The sequence below is a fragment of the Thermonema lapsum genome, from assembly GCF_011761635.1.
Lineage (GTDB): Bacteria > Bacteroidota > Bacteroidia > Cytophagales > Thermonemataceae > Thermonema > Thermonema lapsum.
Map to the genome: position 1 here is coordinate 39,726 of NZ_JAASRN010000005.1, position 19,991 is coordinate 59,716.

Annotated in this window: 13 protein-coding genes and 1 rRNA gene; 8 read left to right on the forward strand and 6 right to left on the reverse strand. The window is 46.4% G+C overall.

The genetic code is table 11. The features are described 5' to 3' along the window. Positions 1–26: 26 nt before the first annotated feature. From groL to FHS56_RS10930, 4 genes are all read left to right on the forward strand, one after another. Complete coding sequence (gene groL, locus FHS56_RS10915) at positions 27–1,655, forward strand: chaperonin GroEL (RefSeq protein ID WP_166920746.1); 1,629 nt, start codon at positions 27–29, stop codon at positions 1,653–1,655. A gap of 90 nt (positions 1,656–1,745) precedes the next feature. After that, positions 1,746–2,504 carry a YdcF family protein gene (locus FHS56_RS10920; protein ID WP_166920748.1) on the forward strand — a complete coding sequence of 253 codons (759 nt, stop codon included), beginning with the start codon at positions 1,746–1,748 and terminating at the stop codon, positions 2,502–2,504. Between the two features lie 29 nt (positions 2,505–2,533). After that, positions 2,534–5,062 (forward strand): hypothetical protein, encoded by a 2,529-nt coding sequence (locus FHS56_RS10925; protein WP_166920750.1) that lies wholly within the window; start codon positions 2,534–2,536, stop codon positions 5,060–5,062. Between the two features lie 74 nt (positions 5,063–5,136). After that, a complete protein-coding gene (locus FHS56_RS10930) occupies positions 5,137–5,529 on the forward strand; it encodes an NINE protein (protein ID WP_166920752.1) in 393 nt (130 codons plus the stop codon). A gap of 97 nt (positions 5,530–5,626) precedes the next feature. On the opposite strand, the gene FHS56_RS10935 is transcribed toward FHS56_RS10930, so the two are convergent. The 4 genes from FHS56_RS10935 to FHS56_RS10950 are packed head-to-tail and all read right to left on the reverse strand — an operon-like array spanning position 5,627 to position 12,274. Next, positions 5,627–9,109 carry an efflux RND transporter permease subunit gene (locus FHS56_RS10935; RefSeq protein ID WP_166920755.1) on the reverse strand — a complete coding sequence of 1,161 codons (3,483 nt, stop codon included), beginning with the start codon at positions 9,107–9,109 and terminating at the stop codon, positions 5,627–5,629. A gap of 5 nt (positions 9,110–9,114) precedes the next feature. Beyond that, the gene (locus FHS56_RS10940; RefSeq protein ID WP_166920757.1) at positions 9,115–10,251 is read right to left on the reverse strand and encodes an efflux RND transporter periplasmic adaptor subunit; all 1,137 of its coding nucleotides are present in this window, start codon (positions 10,249–10,251) and stop codon (positions 9,115–9,117) included. Positions 10,252–10,286: 35 nt separating this feature from the next. Next, complete coding sequence (locus FHS56_RS10945; protein ID WP_166920759.1) at positions 10,287–11,651, reverse strand: TolC family protein; 1,365 nt, start codon at positions 11,649–11,651, stop codon at positions 10,287–10,289. Further along, positions 11,648–12,274, reverse strand: coding sequence for a TetR/AcrR family transcriptional regulator (locus FHS56_RS10950; RefSeq protein WP_166920761.1), 627 nt, complete (start codon positions 12,272–12,274; stop codon positions 11,648–11,650). The genes FHS56_RS10945 and FHS56_RS10950 overlap by 4 nt, the downstream gene beginning before the upstream one ends. A gap of 706 nt (positions 12,275–12,980) precedes the next feature. Between FHS56_RS10950 and FHS56_RS10955 the strand changes: the two genes are divergently transcribed. Beyond that, positions 12,981–13,139: a hypothetical protein gene (locus FHS56_RS10955; RefSeq protein WP_166920764.1), complete on the forward strand. Its 159-nt coding sequence runs from the start codon at positions 12,981–12,983 to the stop codon at positions 13,137–13,139. On the opposite strand, the gene FHS56_RS10960 is transcribed toward FHS56_RS10955, so the two are convergent. Next, positions 13,125–13,667, reverse strand: coding sequence for an RNA methyltransferase (locus FHS56_RS10960; protein ID WP_166920766.1), 543 nt, complete (start codon positions 13,665–13,667; stop codon positions 13,125–13,127). The genes FHS56_RS10955 and FHS56_RS10960 overlap by 15 nt on opposite strands. An 88-nt stretch (positions 13,668–13,755) precedes the next feature. Here FHS56_RS10960 and mutS point away from each other — a divergent pair, with 88 nt between their 5' ends. The 3 genes from mutS to FHS56_RS10975 are packed head-to-tail and all read left to right on the forward strand — an operon-like array spanning position 13,756 to position 19,573. Beyond that, positions 13,756–16,386 carry a DNA mismatch repair protein MutS gene (gene mutS, locus FHS56_RS10965; RefSeq protein WP_166920769.1) on the forward strand — a complete coding sequence of 877 codons (2,631 nt, stop codon included), beginning with the start codon at positions 13,756–13,758 and terminating at the stop codon, positions 16,384–16,386. After that, entirely contained in the window at positions 16,383–17,606 is a 1,224-nt protein-coding gene (locus FHS56_RS10970; RefSeq protein WP_166920772.1) for an ABC transporter permease, read from the forward strand. The genes mutS and FHS56_RS10970 overlap by 4 nt, the downstream gene beginning before the upstream one ends. 56 nt (positions 17,607–17,662) lie before the next feature. Next, entirely contained in the window at positions 17,663–19,573 is a 1,911-nt protein-coding gene (locus tag FHS56_RS10975; protein WP_166920774.1) for a HAMP domain-containing protein, read from the forward strand. Between the two features lie 328 nt (positions 19,574–19,901). On the opposite strand, the gene rrf is transcribed toward FHS56_RS10975, so the two are convergent. Further along, a 5S ribosomal RNA gene (rrf, locus tag FHS56_RS10980) occupies positions 19,902–19,991 on the reverse strand; the annotation flags it as partial.

Consider the following 19,991-nt stretch of genomic DNA (forward strand, 5'->3'; position numbering starts at 1 on the left):
TCTAACCTTTAAAAAAGAAAAGAGCTATGGCTAAAAATATTCTCTTCGACGTAGATGCTCGCGAAAAGCTGAAAAAAGGCGTTGATACTTTGGCAAACGCCGTGAAAGTAACTTTGGGTCCTAAGGGTCGCAACGTTATTCTGGATAAAAAATTCGGTGCTCCTGCCATTACCAAAGACGGTGTAACAGTAGCTAAAGAAATCGAGTTGAAAGACCCCATCGAAAACATGGGTGCACAACTTGTAAAAGAAGTAGCCTCTAAAACCGCCGATAGCGCCGGTGACGGTACCACCACTGCTACTGTATTGACTCAAGCCATCTTCAATGCTGGCTTGAAATATGTAGCCGCAGGTGCTAACCCCATGGACCTGAAGCGTGGTATCGACAAGGCTGTAGAAGCAGTAGTTGCGCACCTCAAAAAACAATCTAAAACCATTGACAACTCGAAAGAAATCGCTCAAGTAGCTACCATCTCTGCCAACAACGACAGCGAAATCGGTAAGATGATTGCCGACGCTATGGAAAAAGTGGGCAAAGATGGTGTAATCACCGTAGAAGAAGCCAAAGGTACCGAAACCGAGGTGAAGGTAGTAGAAGGTATGCAATTTGACCGCGGCTACCTGTCGCCTTACTTCGTGACCAACCCCGACAAAATGGAAGCTGAACTTGAGCGTCCTTACATCTTGATTACCGACAAGAAGATTTCTTCGCTCAAAGATATGCTTCCTGTGCTCGAGCAAGTAGCCCAAAGCGGTCGTCCGTTGTTGATTATCGCTGAGGATGTAGAAGGTGAAGCTTTGGCTACTTTGGTAGTGAACAAACTGCGTGGCACTTTGCGTGTAGCTGCTGTGAAAGCTCCCGGCTTCGGCGACCGTCGTAAAGCTATGCTCGAAGACATCGCTATCTTGACCGGCGGTACTGTGATTTCAGAAGAACGCGGCTACAAGCTCGAAAACGCTACCATCGAGTACTTGGGGCAAGCTGAAAAAGTAACCATCGACAAAGACAATACCACCATCGTAAATGGTGCTGGCAAGTCTGAAGACATCAAAGCCCGCATCAACCAAATCAAAGCTCAAATAGAAACTACTACCTCTGACTACGACCGCGAAAAACTGCAAGAGCGTCTGGCTAAGTTGTCTGGCGGTGTAGCTATCCTCTATGTAGGTGCCGCTACCGAAGTAGAAATGAAAGAGAAGAAAGACCGCGTAGATGACGCGCTGCATGCTACCCGCGCTGCCGTAGAAGAAGGTATCGTACCCGGTGGTGGTGTAGCCTTGGTGCGTGCCATCGAAGCCCTCGAAGGTCTGAATGTAGAAAACGAAGACCAGCAATTGGGTGTCAACATCATCCGCACTGCTTTGGAAGCTCCGTTGCGCACCATCGCTGCCAACGCCGGTGCCGAAAGCTCTGTGGTAGTACAGCGCGTAATGGAAGGCAAAGGCGACTTCGGCTACAACGCACGCGAAGACAAATTTGAAAATATGATTGCTGCGGGTATCATCGACCCAACCAAAGTAACCCGCTTGGCTCTGGAAAATGCCGCTTCTATCGCTTCGCTGTTGTTGACTACCGAAGCCGTAGTAGCCGAGCTGCCTGAACCTAAGAAAGAAGGCGCTGCTGGTATGCCCGGTGGCGGTATGGACATGATGTAATCATGACCTCAAGGCATCTTTCATAAAAAACGGGGGGTATTTGCCTCCCGTTTTTTATTTTAGACTATTGCCGGTTCCAAAAAAAAGGACATGTTTTTCATTCTTTCTAAAACACTCTATTACCTGGCAATGCCTGTTGTGTGGCTGCTTTTGTTGACTGCTGCCACTGTGTGGGTACGAAGACCCGCCATAAAGAAACGCCTAATGCTTTTATTACTCGCGCTGTTGGTGCTTTTTTCCAACCCTTATATCATCAACCAGCTCATGAAATCGTGGGAACTGCCGCCACGCCCTCTGCATGACTTGCACACTTATGACGTAGGCATCGTGCTTTCGGGTATTGTGCAAACACACCAACAGCCAGCAGATAGGGTATATATGCAACGAGGCGCAGACCGCCTGCTGCATGCTCTACTTCTTTACAAAAAGGGTATCATCAAAAAAATATTGATTACTGGCGGCAACTACGATAAAAACGTAACACCCGAAGCAGAACAGCTCAAGCAAGTATTGCTTTTAGCAGGCGTGCCGCCACAGGACATACTTGTAGAACCGCACGCCTTGAATACGGTCGAGAATGCACGTTTTTCAGCCCCTATTTTACAACAGCATTTTCCCGGTGGCAAGTATCTACTTATCACTTCGGCTTTTCACATGCGGCGTGCACTGGGCTGTTTCCGGCAGGTAGGCATCAAAGCGGAACCCTTTCCCGTGGATTTTTACGCTGTGCCCAAGCAAACACATTGGTTGTTGTGGGTAGCTCCCAGTGAGCAAAGTATTGCCCTATGGGGGCTGTTTATCCATGAAATCATTGGTTATATAGTGTACGATATTTTAAATTATCTTTGAATCGCTTGCAACATAACAGACTACCGAACATGAGTTGGCGCAAAGTCAGTATAACGGTACTTCTTATTCTTGCCATATGGTTGAGTTATTATTTTTTGTGGGTTTATCCGCAACGCTACCGTTATTCCACTGAAAAAAGTATTCCCTACCAAGAGGAAATGCTTTTTTACTTTCCTACCACCGCGCTGCTCCTAAACTACATAGAAAACAGCCCTTATGCCCATCATATACTCAACAGCCAAACGCCTGAAAAGGCATGGACGCTGTTGCGTCTGCTGCTTCAAAGTGATACCGGACGTACAGCATGGTTGATTGTTGATTTTCAAAACCCGAGTCAAAGCAAGGGGGTGTTGTGTATTCCTTTGCGCGGCAAAGAACGCACCGATATCCTACCCAAGCTTGAATCGCTATTTGCCTCCGACTTTATTAGCGAAAAGTATCAGCTGGAAAGACGCTCTTTGTTGCGCCTTCAAGAGCGTAGCAGCAAACGTTACATTAGCTTCTGCGTAGAAAAAGACTATCTGCTCATCAGCTTCACCGCCGACTACATGGAATACACACTCCGCTACAACTACTGGCAACATCTGGAGCGACTGCAGCGCATTTTTCACCCCGAAAGCCATACAAAAGCCATCAGTGTTTTTTTCCGCTTCCACCTTATTGAACGTTTTCAAAGAGGCATCCGACATCTATTTCATAAGCCGCCTGCTGCCAACACACTCATTTATGCACAGCTAACCCCCAGCAATGAAGGTTGGTGGCTCAGCGGCAATTTTCTTACGCCAAGTTATGCCGTTCATGACCTGAACCGCTGGCGCCACGTGAGCCCTGCCACCTTCCGGCAAGCACACCTGATTCCTGACTTTCTTAGCAACATTTACAAGATAAGTACTATTCCGGGCTACGGTAACCCGGCTGCCATCCCCAATGCTCCCCCGCTGCCGTGGATAGGCGACGAAATGAGTTATTTTACCGACAGCCTGCAAAAAAGCCGCTCTATTGCTTTTTTAACGGTTCAAAACCAAGGAACCCTTGAAGAGCACTGCCGGCGTATGAAGCACGAGCCTTTTTTGCACGATGTAGTTTTTGCTATACGCGACAGTATGCGCGCGATCCTGCAGGCACACCTGCCCCGGCAGTTTCCCGATTTGAGTATTTACTGGGGGGTATTGTTAGATGAAGGACGTTCGCTATTGGTGTCGCCCAGTGCCAATTTGATAGAAGAGGCAATCCATTATTACCGGCAAGAGCGCACTTGGGGAAAAAACGTGCAAATTATGCAGTATTTGCGCTCGTTACCCAGCGAACAAGACATCTGCTTCATACAATTGCCCGATGCCCCCTACCAAAGTTTGATGACGCAGCTGCCACTGCCCTCATTGCGGGGTCTTGAGTTGAACATGACGCCTTCGGAAAGTAAAATATTCATTCAGTTGGGGCAAGCCCTGAGCGCTTCCTCTGCCACCGATACCCTTGATTCCAGCACCCGTAGCCCCCAGATACAACAAGCATGGGCAGTTGAGCTTGACGAGGGCAATCTTGTAAGTGTGCAAAGGGTAACCAACCACACAAGCAAAACCAAAGATATTCTGCTGACTACAGACCTTCACGAAGCAATTTTGCTGTCGAATGAAGGTAAGCTCCGTTGGAAAAAAAGCCTACCAAGCACTGCAGTGACACCCGCCATTGAGGTAGATTATTTCAATAACGGCAAGTATCAGTACCTCATTGGATGTGAACAGCATTTAGCACTATATGACCGCTTAGGGCATCCGATAAAAGGTTACCCTCTTCCTCTGCCTCTGCAATCGCAGTTAGCACAGTTGAGCGTTGCCAGCTACGACGGTTCAAACAACTACCGTTGGGTAGTGGGCAACACCAGGGGCGAAATATTACTACTTGACAAAGAAGGCAAGCTATTGCAAGGGTGGAACCCCAAACGTACCGGGGGGCACCTCATACAGGCAGTACAGCACTTCCAGCACAAAAGCAAAGACTACTTTATTGTATTGCTACGCGAGAAGGGCTGCTTGTTGCTCAACCGTCGTGGTGAAACGTACCCCGGCTTTCCGGTGGCTCTGCCCGAGCCCCCCGTTGCCTATCAGGTAGATGCACAGCAAGGTTTGATTTATATCATTGGTGAAAAAGGGCTGCTTTGTGTCCTGAATACCGAGGGCAAGATGATAAATAAGGTGCAACTGCCACGCAAAGAGGGTTCTATTTTTAAAATCATAAGCAACGAATTTGGCTTTTGGATTGTAAAACAGCACCTCAACGAGCTAAGCATCTACTCGCCCGAAGGAAAGCTACTGTGGGAGCAACGTTTTTCTGCAACTGATGACATGGATGTACAAGCCATACGACACCGCAACCGCGATTATTTCTTGGTAGTGGAACCCAGTATTGCCATTGCTTACCTATTAGACCACCAAGGCAATTTCATAGTGAACAACATTGAAAAAGTACAGGCGGCTTGTGGCTTATCCAGTGGCGAAATGATTGACATAGTTGCCACCTACGGCAATACAGCCAAACTAATTCACATTTCTTTGAACTAAAAAAGGGTAAAAGCTGCTAACTTTTTGTTGTAAAAACTACTACTAAAAGAGAACAGAAATCAAGCTTCTTGGTCATGGAAAAGAAGAACAAATACATAGCTGCCGCCTTGGCTTTTTTTGCAGGAAATTTCGGTGCTCACAGATTTTACTTAAATCAACCCTTATGGGGCGTGCTTTACCTTATGACTTGTGGACTTTTTGGCATTGGTGCTATCATAGATGCCATTGTTTTTCTGACGATGAGCGAAAAGCAATTTGACCTTCGTTATAACAGCAACGATGATTATATATCTGGAAGCCCCGACAAGTACAAGCAGAATATAGCCGCGCGACTAAAGCGAGCCAGGGATATACAACCTTTGCTCGTGGCTCAACAGCTAAAAGACTTAGAGCAAATGTATGAAAAAGGCACCATCAACTTTGAAGAGTTTGAATACTTAAAACAAAAGTTATTGTCCGGAATGTAAAAGCACTTTATTCATTAACTTCACTAAAAAGCAAAAAAGGCACAAGCAATGCTCGTGCCTTTTTTCTCATACCTTTAAAAAGGAGGAGGTATGTGGTTTATACAGAGATTGCTTCTTTCTTCTCTTCTAATGCTTCACCAGCGTTGGACTTGCGCAAGCCCATTTTCATACGGTCTGCAATCATATACATTACCGGCACAATCACCAGTGTCAGGAAAGTAGCAAAGGTGAGTCCGAAAATAACGGTCCATGCCATCGGTCCCCAGAAGTTGGCGTTATTGCCTCCGTAATAAATATTAGGCTCGAAGCGGGCAAATAAACCAAAGAAGTCTATGTTCAAACCTATGGCAAGAGGAACCAAGCCCAAAATGGTGGTGATAGCAGTCAACAATACCGGACGCAAGCGGGTTTGTCCAGCTTTGGCAACGACTTCTATTAACTCTTCACGCGATAGGAAGTCGCTGTCGGCAAGCCCCAGCTCTGCCTTGCGGCGCTTGCGCGTCAGGTTAGTGTAGTCAATCAACACAATGGCATTGTTTACTACCACCCCTGCCAAAGAGATGATGCCAATACCGGTCATAATCACGATGAAATCCATCTGGAAGGCTACCAAGCCCAAAAATACACCAATGGTGCTAAACAAGACCGAAGTCATGATGATGAAAGGCGCCGAAACAGAGTTGAACTGCGTAACGATAATCAAGAAGATGGCAAACACGGCAATGAGTAATGCCTTTAGCAAGAACTGCATAGACTTTTGCTGCTCTTCTTGCTCACCGGTAAATTTCACGGAATAGCCTTCGGGCAGTTGTAAATCTTTCAATTCATTTTTGATTTGCTGCACTATTTCGTTGGCATTATAGCCTTCCTTCACATTGGAATAAATGCTGATGACACGGTCGAGGTCTTTGCGTTTTACCGAACCGTAAGTAGAAGAATAGCGCACATCGGCGACCGCCGAGATGGGTACCTGCTGTATTTGTCCAGTGTTGTTGCGGAAAGTGATGTTTTTGTTCAGCAAAACATCAAGCTTGTGTCGGTACTCTTCCTTCAAACGCACATAAATCGGATATTCGTCTTCGCCTTCTTTGAACTTAGATACCTCTTTGCCAAACAGGGCAGTACGTATCTCATTGGCAATAGAGTAGGTAGATATCCCAAAGCGGCGGGCTTTTTCGCGGTCTATTTCCACAACCAACTCTGGCTTGCCAATTTCAAGGTCGGTTTTTAGCTCTTCGATGCCGGGGATACCAGCCGCTTCAATGCGGTTGATGACTTGTTGCGAGATGGCAATGAGTTTGTCGTAGTCTTCACCTGCCACCTCTATGTTGATAGGCTTACCAACAGGCGGTCCATTGCGGTTCTTTTCCACGGTAATAATCACTCCGGGATATTTGTTCAACGCACGCCGCACGTCTTCCATCAACTTGGCAGTAGAGACTCCGTTACGCAACTCATATTCCACAAAGCCAACGGTGATTTTGCCTTTGTGTGGTGTGTTGCCCCCTTGACTGGCAAAGCCGTCTTCACCGGTGCCAGCGCCCACCTGTGCGATGAACGACTCCACCATGAAATCATAAGGCTTGAGCAACTGCATCAGGTCTTTTTCTATCTGCTCTACCTGACGGTTGGTAGCCTCTATGTCGGTACCGATGGGTTTTTCTATAAACACATTGATGTATTCCGGCTCATTGACAGGGAAAAAGTTGACTTTGGGGGCGCTGATGCCCAACAACATAATAGAAAAGATAAGCAGCAAAAAAGTTCCACCAAGGAAGTAGTAAGGATTGCGTCCTTGAAGGGCAAAACGCACAAAACGCGAATACACCGCTTCAATCTTGGGCAACAAGGTATCTTGGAACCAATGCGTTGCCGGAATAAGTGCATACTGATAGAGCAGAGTCAGCAAGCCTGCTGTTACGAATAGGTTGGGCAGCGTGAAAGTGCTTAAAGCACCCGCAAACTTCAAACCGAAGAAGGCAATCCCTATCAACGTAAGGGCTATGCCCACTTTAATGGTTTTGGGGTTGCGTGAGGCTTTTCCGTCGGCGTCATCTTTGCGCATGAATAACACTGCAAAAGCCGGGTTGACAACAAGTGCCACAAAAAGCGAAGACGAAAGCGTAATAATCAAGGTGATAGGCAGGTATTTCATGAACTCACCGATGATGCCGCTCCAAAATGCCAAAGGCACAAAAGCCACTACAGTAGTTGCGGTGGAAGCAATGATAGGCACTGCCACTTCGCCAACCCCTTCTTTGACTGCCTGCAAAATAGGTTTCCCTTCTTCCAACTGCCGGTAGATATTTTCAATAATCACAATACCGTTGTCAACAAGCATGCCCAATGCTAAGATGAGCGAGAACAACACCATCAAGTTGAGGGTTACACCAGCGGCATCCAGTATCATGAACGACATGAACATAGACAGGGGAATGGCAATCCCTACAAACAAAGCATTGCGCAAGCCCAAGAAGAAGAGCAACACAAGCACTACCAAAATCACCCCCGAAATGATGCTGTTTTCCAGGTTAGCCAATTGCGAGCGTGTCCGCTTTGATTGGTCATTAGTGATAGTTATATTTAGGTCTTCAGGAAACTTTTTCTTCTTAGCGTCTTCTATGATTTGTTTGATTTTGTCGGCTGCATCAATCAGGTTTTCGCCACTGCGCTTCACCACATTGATGGTTACCACAGGCAAGCCCGATGAGCGGGCATAGCTCTCGCGCTCTTTATAGCTGTTTTCCACAAAGACGTCGGCAATGTCTTTGAGATAGACCACTTCGCCGCGCTCTTGCTTCACCACTATATTTTCTATCTGCTCTCGGTTTTTAAATTCTCCATCAATGCGGATAGTACGCCGAAAATCCCCTTCTTTGATGTTGCCACCCGAAAGAGTGATATTTTCTTGCTTGATGGCATTTTCAACATCCATAAAAGACACTCGACGGGCTTCCATCTTGAAAGGGTCCACTTCTATCTTCACCTCGCGCTCGAGCGCACCCCGTATAGGAGCTTCCGATATTTCGGGCAGCTTTTCAATTTCGTCTTGCAGATATTCGGCATACTTTTTCAAAGTTTCCAAATCATAGTTGCCCGATATGTTGATAAACATAATGGGGATTTCTGAAAGATTGATGTCGAACACATTGGGGTCGGAAGGCAAGTCGTTGGGCAGCTCCGCTCTGTCCACTGCATCTTTTACGTCCTGCAAGGCTTTTTCTACTTCTACATCGGGGTTGAATTCCACAATGATGGTAGAGTAGTCTTGGATGGAAGTGGACTTGATGTTCTTTATCCCAGATATGGACTTAATTTCCTTTTCTATGGGGCGGGTTACCAAATTTTCCATGTCGATAGGCGAGTTGCCCGGGTAGGGGGTACCTACATATATGGTAGGAATGACAATCTCCGGGAAGGTCTCTTTGGGCATCTGCACATAAGACATCACCCCAAAGAGCACAATCAGCACCGTGAGAATAAGCACACTGGTTGTGTTGCCCACCGCCAAGTTGGTCAAGCCGAACTCTTTCTTGATGTGCGGCTTTTGCTCGTTTATATTTTGCTTGTTGCTGCTCATGGCTCTTACGATTGAGTGATTTTTACTTTCTTACCTTCCGATACAAAGCGGAATCCTTCATTCACCAGCAATTCGTTTCCTTCCAAGCCCTTTAATACTTGGGCTTTTCCGTCATATACCCTACCTATTTCTATGTTTCGACGCTGCACGGTATTCGTGGTGGTATCTACGATATACACAAACTTACCAGCAGCATCTTCCTGCACGAGACTTACCGGTATGACGACAGCATCGGGCACTTCGCTGTCCTTTAGTTTTACAAGCACTATCATTTCGGGCTTCATCTTGCCGTTAGGATTGCGCAAAGCCACCTCTATGCGGAAAGTGCGGTTGGTGGGGTCAATGACTTGCCCCACATATGTGATGCGTGATGTTTGCGTTTCTTGCAGTGCGGGCACCTCTACCAACACCTCATCCCCTACTTTCACTCGATTTAAGTGAGCTTCTGACAGCTCAGCTACCACTTTTATTTCGTTCAGACTTACCAGACGTGCAATGGGCGTTGTTAGTGCCGCCACTTCGCCCTCTTTGGCAAACACCTTGTCAATCACTCCACCAAAGGGAGCACGAATGACTGCCAAGTCGGCTTGTGCCTGCAAAGCTGCCAATTGACGCTCCAAAGCTTCTTTGTTGGTTTTTGCCTGTAAATACTGCACTTCGGTACCAATGTTTTGCTCCCACAAGCGCTTTTGTTTTTCGAAAAGAGTGGTGGCTAATTCCAGTTGTGTTTTTAACTGCTCAATGTTTTTCAAAATTACGTCCACATCTTGGCGGGCAATCACTTGCCCAGGGGTTACCACCTGACCTTCTTTCACGTATATTTTAACGATTTTACCCACAGTTTGAGGGGTAATTAGTACATTTTTTTCAGCCTCTATGATGCCTCGAGCTTCTACGTAGTGTGCAAAAGTAGTGCGAGTTACTGGAAGGGTAGTAATCAAGGTGCGGTCATCCAAGTCTTCTTTAAATGCCGGGTCTAAGGCAGCTATCTCCTTTTCCAAGGCTTTGACCTCAGCTTCGAGCTTAGCCAATGCTTTCTTTTTCTGAATCAACTGTTCTCTTTTAGCGGCTAAGTCATTTTTTTCAGCACCGCAGGCAAGTATAAAAGCGGCGATGCTTATGGCTATCAAAATTCGTTTCATATGGATATACTTTTTTGAAGGGTGAGTCTTGCTTTTTATTCTTGAACCAATGCGCCTAAGGCTTTGTCTAAGTCTATTTTGGCACTCCATGCCTCATACAGAGCGTTGTAATAGTTTGTTTCTGCTTCTTTGAATGCTGTTTCTGCATCGATTACTTCCAAATTAGTACCCACACCCTCTTGGTATTTGACGGCAGCAATACGGGCAACTTCTTTGGCAAGCTCAAGATTTCGTTTTTGCGCTTCGAGCGAACTCATGGCATTCCGGAAGTTCACTTGTGCCTGCATGACCTCCATCTTGATGGCTTGTGTCAGCTGGCGCTTGTCTTCTTCCAACTTGGCAATTTCCATTTTGTTTTGCTGTATTTTATATTTCCTCTGCAAGCCATCGAAAATAGGAACATCCAAACGCAAGCCTATCAAAGAGTAGTCAAACCAGCGGTTTTCGAAGTCAGTGTATTTGTCCAGATTTTGTCCGGCAAAGTTGGCACCTATAGTAGCAAAGGCACTAAGCGCAGGCAGGTAACCGGAAAATACATTCTTCTTGTTGAGCTCCTGCAAATGAATGGCTTGTTCTATCAGTCTGTATTCCGGACGTTTTTCTACCGATGCTGCGGCTTGCAGTGTTTCTTCGGTTACTGTGCTCAGCTGAAAGTCAGCAAGTGTTTGCGACAGTTTCAACTCTTGTTCTACAGGCATGCCCATCTGAAACTTCAAAAATACATAGCCTAAATTCACTAAGCGGCTAACCTTTTCATATTCGGCACGCAGGTTGTTGCGTGCCACCTCTACCCGGAAAGCGTCGATTTTTTCGACAAAACCAGCTTCATTGAGCGCTTTAGTTTGAATAAGCAGCGAATCGAGGCGTTGCAAGTTGGATTGCAACAGCCCCAAACGCTCTTCGTTGATAAGCACATTCAAATATGCCTTGGATACCTGTTGTGCTACCTCCACTTTGCTTACTTCCAACTGGCGCACAGAAAAGTCTTTATAGGCACGAGATGCCTCCAACCCTACAAAATAAGAGCCGTTGAATATCAACTGAACAGCTGTAATCGAAGCATTGCTGTTGTACTTGGGCTGAAAAGCAACGGGTACAAAAGTGCCGGGTTCGCCACCAAAAAATACGGCAGGCACAAAAGAAGGCTGTACGTTCAAGTTATCCACAAACTGCACTTGTCCGTTGATTTGGGGCAAGCCAATCCCTACCGTTTCACGCACACGTGCCTTGGCTTGCTCTACATCGTATTGGGCTTTGCGCATGGTGGTGTTTTGCTCCCACGCATATTCAATGCATTCCTGCAGACTCATCATCACAGGCTGCTGCTCGGGCTGTTCTTCCTGTGCCCGGCTCATCCAAGGGGTGCAGCAAAGCAGCACCCAAGTGAGGTATTTTCTCATTTGTTTAACCATAATTTTCCTTCTTCTTCGTATTTTTTGACAAGTTGTAGTCCTTTCTCAGAAAGTACGCCGTAAATAAAGTGCTTGAGCAACTCTTCCTGCACCTCCACAAAGTGGAATTTTTCGGGGGGAAATACATGCGGATTGAAAACTGTAAAGACCTGCTCCACGCGCATGGCAGCGAGTATATCAATGCGTAAGTCAGCTCGGTAAATGCCTTCTGCTACCCCCCGGTTCAAGTTTTCTTCTACCTGCTTGCGAATCACTTCATTTTTGTACTCATGGAAGAATTGCCAAGCCTCGGGGAAGTAGCGCCCCAGCTCGTAAAGGAAAGTGGGCTTCAAGGCAGTAATCACCGTGCGAAAATGCTGAAAAATCAATATAAGCTCCTCTATAGCATTTTGAGCCTTTTCGCGTGCATCTTTCACTATACAGTGGTTTTCCTTCATCTTATAGCTGATGGCTTGCTTGACCAGTTCGCGCTTATCCTCGAACAACTGATACAAGGTACGCTTTGACATAGCCAAAGCCCGCGCCAAGTCATCCATGGTCACACTGCGTAAACCATACATGCGAAACAACTCATCAGCTTTTTGTATCACTCTTTCCTTTGCTTCTTCCATGCACAAATAACAAGCTTTCGGTTTCAATTGTTATGCGCAAAACTAAAAAAACTTTTTAGGTTTCAAAAGTTTTTTTAGTTTCAATAGTACCACCTCCGGCATAAGATTTTTTTCAAGAATGTAGTTTTCATTCATAAAGTGCAGCTATATGTACAAGCCACTGAAAACCAAATGCATAAAGCACATTGGGAAGTAACAACAACTTTCCAAATGATATATTGCAGACTCCCTTAGCTCCCAAACCATTGTCAAGGCACAAAACAGACTCTACAAAGAAGTAAGAAGATTCTGTGTGTGTAATTTTTTTGGTAAACTCGTATATTCTCTACTCAAATGGCTGCCGGTGCCCTACCTTCTCACCATGCTTCAGCGAAAGATAGGCTACGGCGGGTGTGCAGTAGAACATTGCTGAATACCTTACGAAAAAGTGCCTCTGTATGTAAAAACAAGCTGCCGCTGCATCAGAAGAGCGATGTTTTCCAGCATACTGAAGCATAGACTGGCAAGCCATGCGCCAAGCCTATCAGACCAATCAATGGCGAAAACAAAGAGGCTACTTCTGTTAGCGGCAACAGCATCAGCCAACAAGTAACCAAATGTATTTTTGTGAAAATGGAACGAATATCTGCACAAGGCACCAGAGGCGTATTTCACTTATGCCATTGAAGCGATATGGGGTAGGCAGTGAAAATACTATGAAGTGTATTTGAAAGTTGCACAGATAGGTTCACAGTATTGTGGTGTAGAAGCAGCTGCGCAACACTATTTCCATGAGGCTTGGCTTTACCGGAACCAACATTACCTCGTATGCGAAGTGTATCTGCTGGACAACTATGCCTATGTTCTCCACTTAGGGCATCTTTGAGCCAAATACCTGCTGCCAATAATGCCAACAAACAATGCCTATAGTAACCGATACGTTCAGAGAGTGTTTGGTGCCAAACTGTGGAATCTCCAGTGCCATATCCAAAAAAGGAAGTACTTCATCGGACAAGCCATAGACCTCATTTCCAAATACAAATGCATACTTTTCGGCTTTCAAAGGACGAAAATCCTGCAAATAGGTGGGTGTGTCGGTTTGTTCTACTCCCACGATGCGATAGCCCCGTTCTTTGAGGTGCTTCAGTGCTTCGGTTGTTTGTTCAAAGTAGTACCACTCCACCGATTCAGTGGCTCCCAATGCCGACTTATGAATTTCTTTGTGCGGCGGCTGGGGGGTGATGCCACATAAATACAAGGCTTCTAAGGCGAAGGCATCACCAGTGCGGAAAGCCGCTCCCACATTGTGCGCACTGCGCAGGTTGTCAAGCACCAACACCACCGGGTGTTTAGGCTTGCTTTTGAAAGTATCTACATCTACTCGTCCGAGTTCTTCAAGTTGCAACTTGCGCATGGTTCTGTGCCGAATTGAAAAGTATAAAAAGACGTAACTTTGTTGGTAGTGTCAAAAGTCTCAAAGAGAAGGAATCGAAAAAAGCGTTATGGCAACAAGCAAAACCAAGGAAACACCCTTGATGCGGCAATATTATGCAATCAAAAAGAAATATCCGAATACCATATTGTTGTTTCGCGTAGGCGACTTCTACGAAACCTTCGGAGAAGATGCCATTCAAGCCAGTCGCATTTTGGGCATTACCCTCACTAAGCGCGCCAACGGTGCCGCTGCGGAAGTAGAACTGGCAGGCTTTCCATACCATGCCCTCGACAACTACTTGCCCAAGCTTATCAAAGCAGGCAAACGTGTTGCCGTTTGTGACCAACTCGAAGACCCCAAAGAAGCAAAGGGTATTGTTAAGCGGGGCGTAACCGAACTGCTCACTCCAGGGCTTTCGCTGAACGACCAAGTACTGGAAACCAAAAAAAACAACTACCTCTGCGCCATCTGCAAAGAAGGCGAACAGCTGGGCATAGCTTTCCTCGACATATCGACCGGTGAATTTATGTGTGGACAAGGCAGCCTTGCCTATGTGGAAAAGCTACTGCAAAGCTTTGCCCCTGCTGAAATAATTTTTCCTCAACCCCTAAAAAAAGAATTTCCCCTTTTGTTTGGCACCGAGTGGAACGTGGAGTATCTCGACGACTGGGTGTTTAGCATCGATTTTGCCCAAGATGCCCTCTGCCGCCACTTCGACGTGCGCACACTCAAAGGGTTTGGCATCGACCACCTGCCTTTGGGCATCACTGCTGCCGGTGCCATCTTGCACTATCTCACTATCACAGAACACCACCATGTTACCCACATACGCCACTTGGCACGCATCGAAGCCGAGCAGTATGTTTGGCTCGACCGCTTCACTATACGCAACCTTGAACTATTGCGCCCCCAACAAGAAAACGGCGTAGCACTCATTGACATACTCGACGAAACCGTAACCCCCATGGGTGGGCGTCTGCTGCGCAAATGGATTGCCTTTCCACTCAAATTGCCGGAAGTCATCCGTGCGCGTCTTTGGGCAGTCAAAGCCTTGCATAGCAGCCGCAGCCTGATGGAAAGCCTCCGTGCTCATATGAAGCCCATTGGCGACTTAGAGCGACTGGTTTCCAAATTGGCTACCGGGCGCATCAATCCGCGCGAACTGCGCACCATGGCAAAGGCTTTGCAACAAATACCTCCTATCAAGGAAGAGCTGGCAGTCCTATTGGCAGAAGACCATGAACAACAATACCGCCTATTGCAAGATATATGGGAGCAGCTGGATGAATGCCAAGACATAGCCGGGCTTATACTTAAAAATCTGGTAGAAAACCCGCCGGTCAGCAGCACTCAAGGCGGTGTCATTGCCGAAGGCATCCATCCCGAGCTCGACGAGCTGCGCAATCTGATGAACAACGGAAAAGATTATTTGGACAAAATACTGCAACGCGAGATTATACGCACTCAAATCCCTTCCCTCAAAATAGGCTTCAACAAAGTGTTTGGTTACTATCTGGAAGTAACCAATGCCCACAAAAACAAAGTGCCCGGCGACTGGATTCGCAAACAAACACTCACCAATGCCGAGCGTTACATTACCGAAGAGCTTAAAGTCTATGAAGACAAAATACTGCACGCCGAAGAGCAGATTCTCGAGCTGGAAACGCAACTCTATCGCCAACTGGTGGAGCAGTGCTTGCCATTCATCGGACGCATACAACAAACAGCACAAGCACTTGCCCACCTCGACGTACTTACCAACTTTGCTTACATTGCACAGCTCTATGACTACTGCTGCCCCGAAGTGAACGAAAGCCAAGTCATCGACATACGAGAAGGACGCCACCCCGTCATTGAACGTTCATTGCCCGTAGACGAGCACTATGTGCCTAACGACGTGCATTTAGACCGCGACACACAACAAATACTCATTATCACCGGTCCCAATATGGCGGGTAAGTCGGCACTCTTGCGCCAAACTGCCTTGATTGTATTGATGGCACAAATGGGCTGTTTTGTGCCTGCCACCCATGCAAGCATCGGCGTGGTGGACAAGGTCTTTACCCGCGTAGGCGCTTCCGACAATTTAGCCAAAGGTGAATCTACTTTTATGGTAGAAATGACCGAGACCGCCTCTATCATGAACAACCTAAGCGACCGCTCGCTCATCCTTATGGATGAAATCGGCAGAGGCACCAGCACCTACGACGGCATTTCCATTGCATGGAGCATCGTAGAGTATCTACACAACCATCCTGCCTATCGCCCCAAGACACTCTTTGCCACCCACTACCACGAACTAAACCAATTGGCAGAGCAGTTGCCGCGAGTCAAAAACTTCAATGTGGCAGTCAAGGAGCTGAAAGACAAAGTGATATTTTTGCGCAAGCTACAAGCTGGAGGTAGTGAACACAGCTTTGGCATTCATGTCGCCAAAATGGCAGGCATGCCGCCGAGCATTGTGCAGCGCGCCGAAGAAGTACTTAGCCTGCTCGAAGAGGAGAAGATGCACCGTCGCAAGCAGTCCAAAAGACTGGCAGCTGCAAGCCCTGCCATGCAGCTGCAAATATTTCAAACCCACGACCCGCAATGGGAAAAAATAAAGCAGTTTCTTGGCAGCCTCGACCTCAACACACTTACCCCACTCGAAGCCCTCATGAAGCTTCATGAGTTAAAACAAATCATAGAAAGCGAATGAAGATAGATGCTACTGCTTGGTTCATCGCCCGGCGTTACTTCCGGTCGCGCAAACGACAAAAATTCATCCACCGCATGACCACCCTCGCTTGGCTGGGGGTAGCTGTTAGCACTATGGCTATGCTGCTGGTGTTGTCAGTATTTAACGGATTGGAAGACTTACTGCGCCAGCAGTTCAGCAAGTTCAACCCTGACTTGAAAATATTACCTGCTCAAGGTAAAACCTTTATCCTTAACGACAGCCTGCGCCACCAGCTCGATGCCATCGATGCCATAGCTGCATATAGCGAAGTAATTGAAGACGAAGCCGTAGTCCGTTATCAAGAAAAGCAAACCGTTGCCCGCATCAAAGGCGTAAGCCCCAATTACGGCGAAGTAAGCGACTATCCCAAACACATGCTTGCTGGGCGCTTCGTATTACAAGAAGAAGACTACTTTTTTGCCATCATAGGCTATGGCGTGTACCGCACCCTAAGCTACGCTTGGGGCGATATCACCCCCTTGGAAATATGGTACCCGAACCGTAAAGGCAAAATAACCCTTAGCGAAAAAGATTTAAAAAAGGGGCTTATTCAAGCAGGAGGCATCTTTGAAGTAGAGTTTGAGCAAGATGCCCGCTATATATTGGTGCCTTTGCCTTTTGCGCAAGCCCTTATGCAGTATGAAGACGAGCGCTCAGCACTCGAAATCAAAGCGCAACCGGGCAAAGAAGTTTTATTGCAAAGGCAATTAAAAGAACTGCTGGGCGAAAAGTTTCTGGTGCTCAACCGAGAAGAACAACAAGCTGACATCCTTCGAGCCATCCACACCGAAAAGTTATTCGCCGGCTTGGCACTGGGCGTAATCATGCTTATTGCCGCTCTCAACATCTTCTATACCCTTTCTATGGTAGTCATAGAAAAAAATAAAGACATCAGCATTTTATGCAGTATGGGTGCCAGTAGAGGGCTTATCCGTCGCATCTTTCTTTTGCAAGGCATGATGATTGGGTTTAGTGGGGCAATTGGAGGGGTCGTAACCGGCACCCTCATTGTGTGGCTACAAGAACACTATGGATTCATCAAAATGGGCGTTGTCAGCAGCATAGTCGAAGCCTACCCGGTACGCTTGGCTTGGCAAGACGCCTGCATCGTCAGCCTCTGCATGATTCTGCTTACTACCCTGCTTTCGTACATTCCGGCACAAAAAGCAGAGCGTTCATTTCAAATGGAACAGCTTTAAAATTTCAACAAAATGATTAACTTGCTCATAGACCCGCAATGAAACCATCGCACGCAATGAAGCAACAGCATAGCCCGGTTTATGTTAAGCGCAGCATCTTGCCTTCCTTCAACGTCAATTCGATTCAGAGCAAAGCCACTCTGCTGCTTATCGCCTTGGTGCTGCTCACCTTAGCCAGCTACCTGCTGGTGTTCTATTCAACCAACCAGCTTGCCCGCCATCATACATGGACAGAAATAGCACGACGCAATGAGTTAAGTGTGCAACAAATGGTTTATTGGACAGAAAAGGTAGCCGCAGGCGAAACGCAACTTAATAAAAAGTTGGAACAAGAAACCATTGCTTTTCAGAATCGTCTCGATATTCTCAAATACGGAGGCGAGGTATATATTACTCAAAAACGTCTGAAAGTGCCCCCTATAAAGGGAGAAGCTCAAAACAAACTATCGGAAGTAGAAATCTTGTGGAACAACTACAAAAAGCAAATCGATGTTCTCATTACGCAAGAAGCTACTGTTCCTGCTATAGACAGCTCCTACAATGAGCTTGGTATAATAGAATATAGCATACGCAAAGTACCCAACCGCGAGCGGCAAGCAGCCATCGTGTATATACGCGACAACAGCTTTAACCTATTAAAGCAAAGTGCCGAACTAAGCGACATTTTGGCAGCAAGCTATTATGATACCAAAAGCCGTACTACTCAAAACTTAATTATTGCCTTTCTCATTTACGTAGGGCTTTTTATTATCACTTACATACAGTTTAAAAATACCCTTATCAACCCTATACGCCGCATAGCAGAAGCAGCCGAGCGATTGGCACAAGGGGACGTAAACATTCACTTGCGTATCAAGCAAAAAGACGAAGTAGGGCAACTCGCTCAAAGTATCAATACTTTGAGTAGTAATCTGCACAAGACCGCCGAGTTTGCTGATAAAATAGGTCACTATCAATTTGATATTCACTTTGAGGCACGCAGCGAAAAAGACCTTCTGGGCAAAGCACTGCTAGAAATGCGAGATAACCTCAAGCGTATCGATGAAGAAGCAAAGCTAAGAGAATGGCACAATCGAGGCATTGCCATCTTCAACGAGTTGTCTCGCATGGAGTTTAAAGAAATAGAGGAGTTCGGTTATCGTGTTGTTTACGAGCTCATACGCTATTTAGACATTGTACACGGTGCTTTCTATGTTGTAGAAGAAGAAACAACCGGGCGCCGTCACATACGCATGGCTGCTTGTTATGCTTATGACCGTCGCCGCTTCGATGACGTGCACTTTGAGATAGAAGAAGGCATCATAGGACAAGTAGTGTACGAAAAGGACAAAGTGATTTTGCGCGACCTCCCCGAAGGTTACCTTCAAATAAGCTCTGGATTAGGCGAAAGCAATCCTAAGATGCTGTTAGCAGTACCTTTAAAAACAGAACAAGCTGTCTTTGGTGTGCTGGAATTAGCCTCTTTCCGCGAGTTTCAAGCACATGAAATAGCATTTGTCGAAGAAGTAGCAGAAACAGTAGCCATGTCCATTGCTTCCGTGCAAATAGCAGAGCAGACCCGCAAGCTGCTCAAGGAAGCACAAGAAACAGCACAGCAAATGCGGGCACAAGAAGAAGAAATGCGTCAAAACATGGAAGAATTGGCAGCTACACAAGAAGCGCTCGCCAAACGCGAAAAAGAACAAAGAGAAGTCATAGAAAGACTGCGCAACGAATACGAATCACGCCTTGAAAGCATTTATAAAAGAGAGAAACATCTAAAAAATCAGCTTCAGGAAGCACAGCAAGAAATGCAAACCCTGCGAGTAAAAGTGGCTGAACTGGAAAGACAGCGCGACGAGCTGCGCCGGGTGATTCACCAGTTGCGTCAAGACGATAAGTTAGCTCGTCAAGCGCTCAAGGTCAAAGATGAAGAAATCGCTGAGTTAAAAGCCAAAATAGAGGAAATGAAGAAAAAGAAAGGGTAAGCAAAACCTTTGAGAGCAGTATTCAATTGAATGTGGTAATTTTATCGGCAGGTCAATTAAGTGAATACTTCTTTAATCCATCGATGCTGATGGTAATTTATTTTGGTTACCCTCCTGGTAAAAAAGCCTACCATTGTAAAGCAAGACAAAGGGGTTGCCCTTTTCATCCGAAACGCAAACGTAGTTTGCCATATCAAAGTTCAGGCAGTTGAGGCGCTTGCCTCAATGCCCCAAGCAAAGCAAATCAAACACCACTGCCTTTTGCTTTACTTCACCCTACCCCCACATAAACAAAAAACCCCTTCCATAACAGAAGGGGTTATTTCTTACGTGGCGGCGACCTACTCTCCCGGGTATGACCCCAGTACCATCGGCGCTGGAGGGCTTAACTTCTCTGTTCGGAATGGGAAGAGGTGTT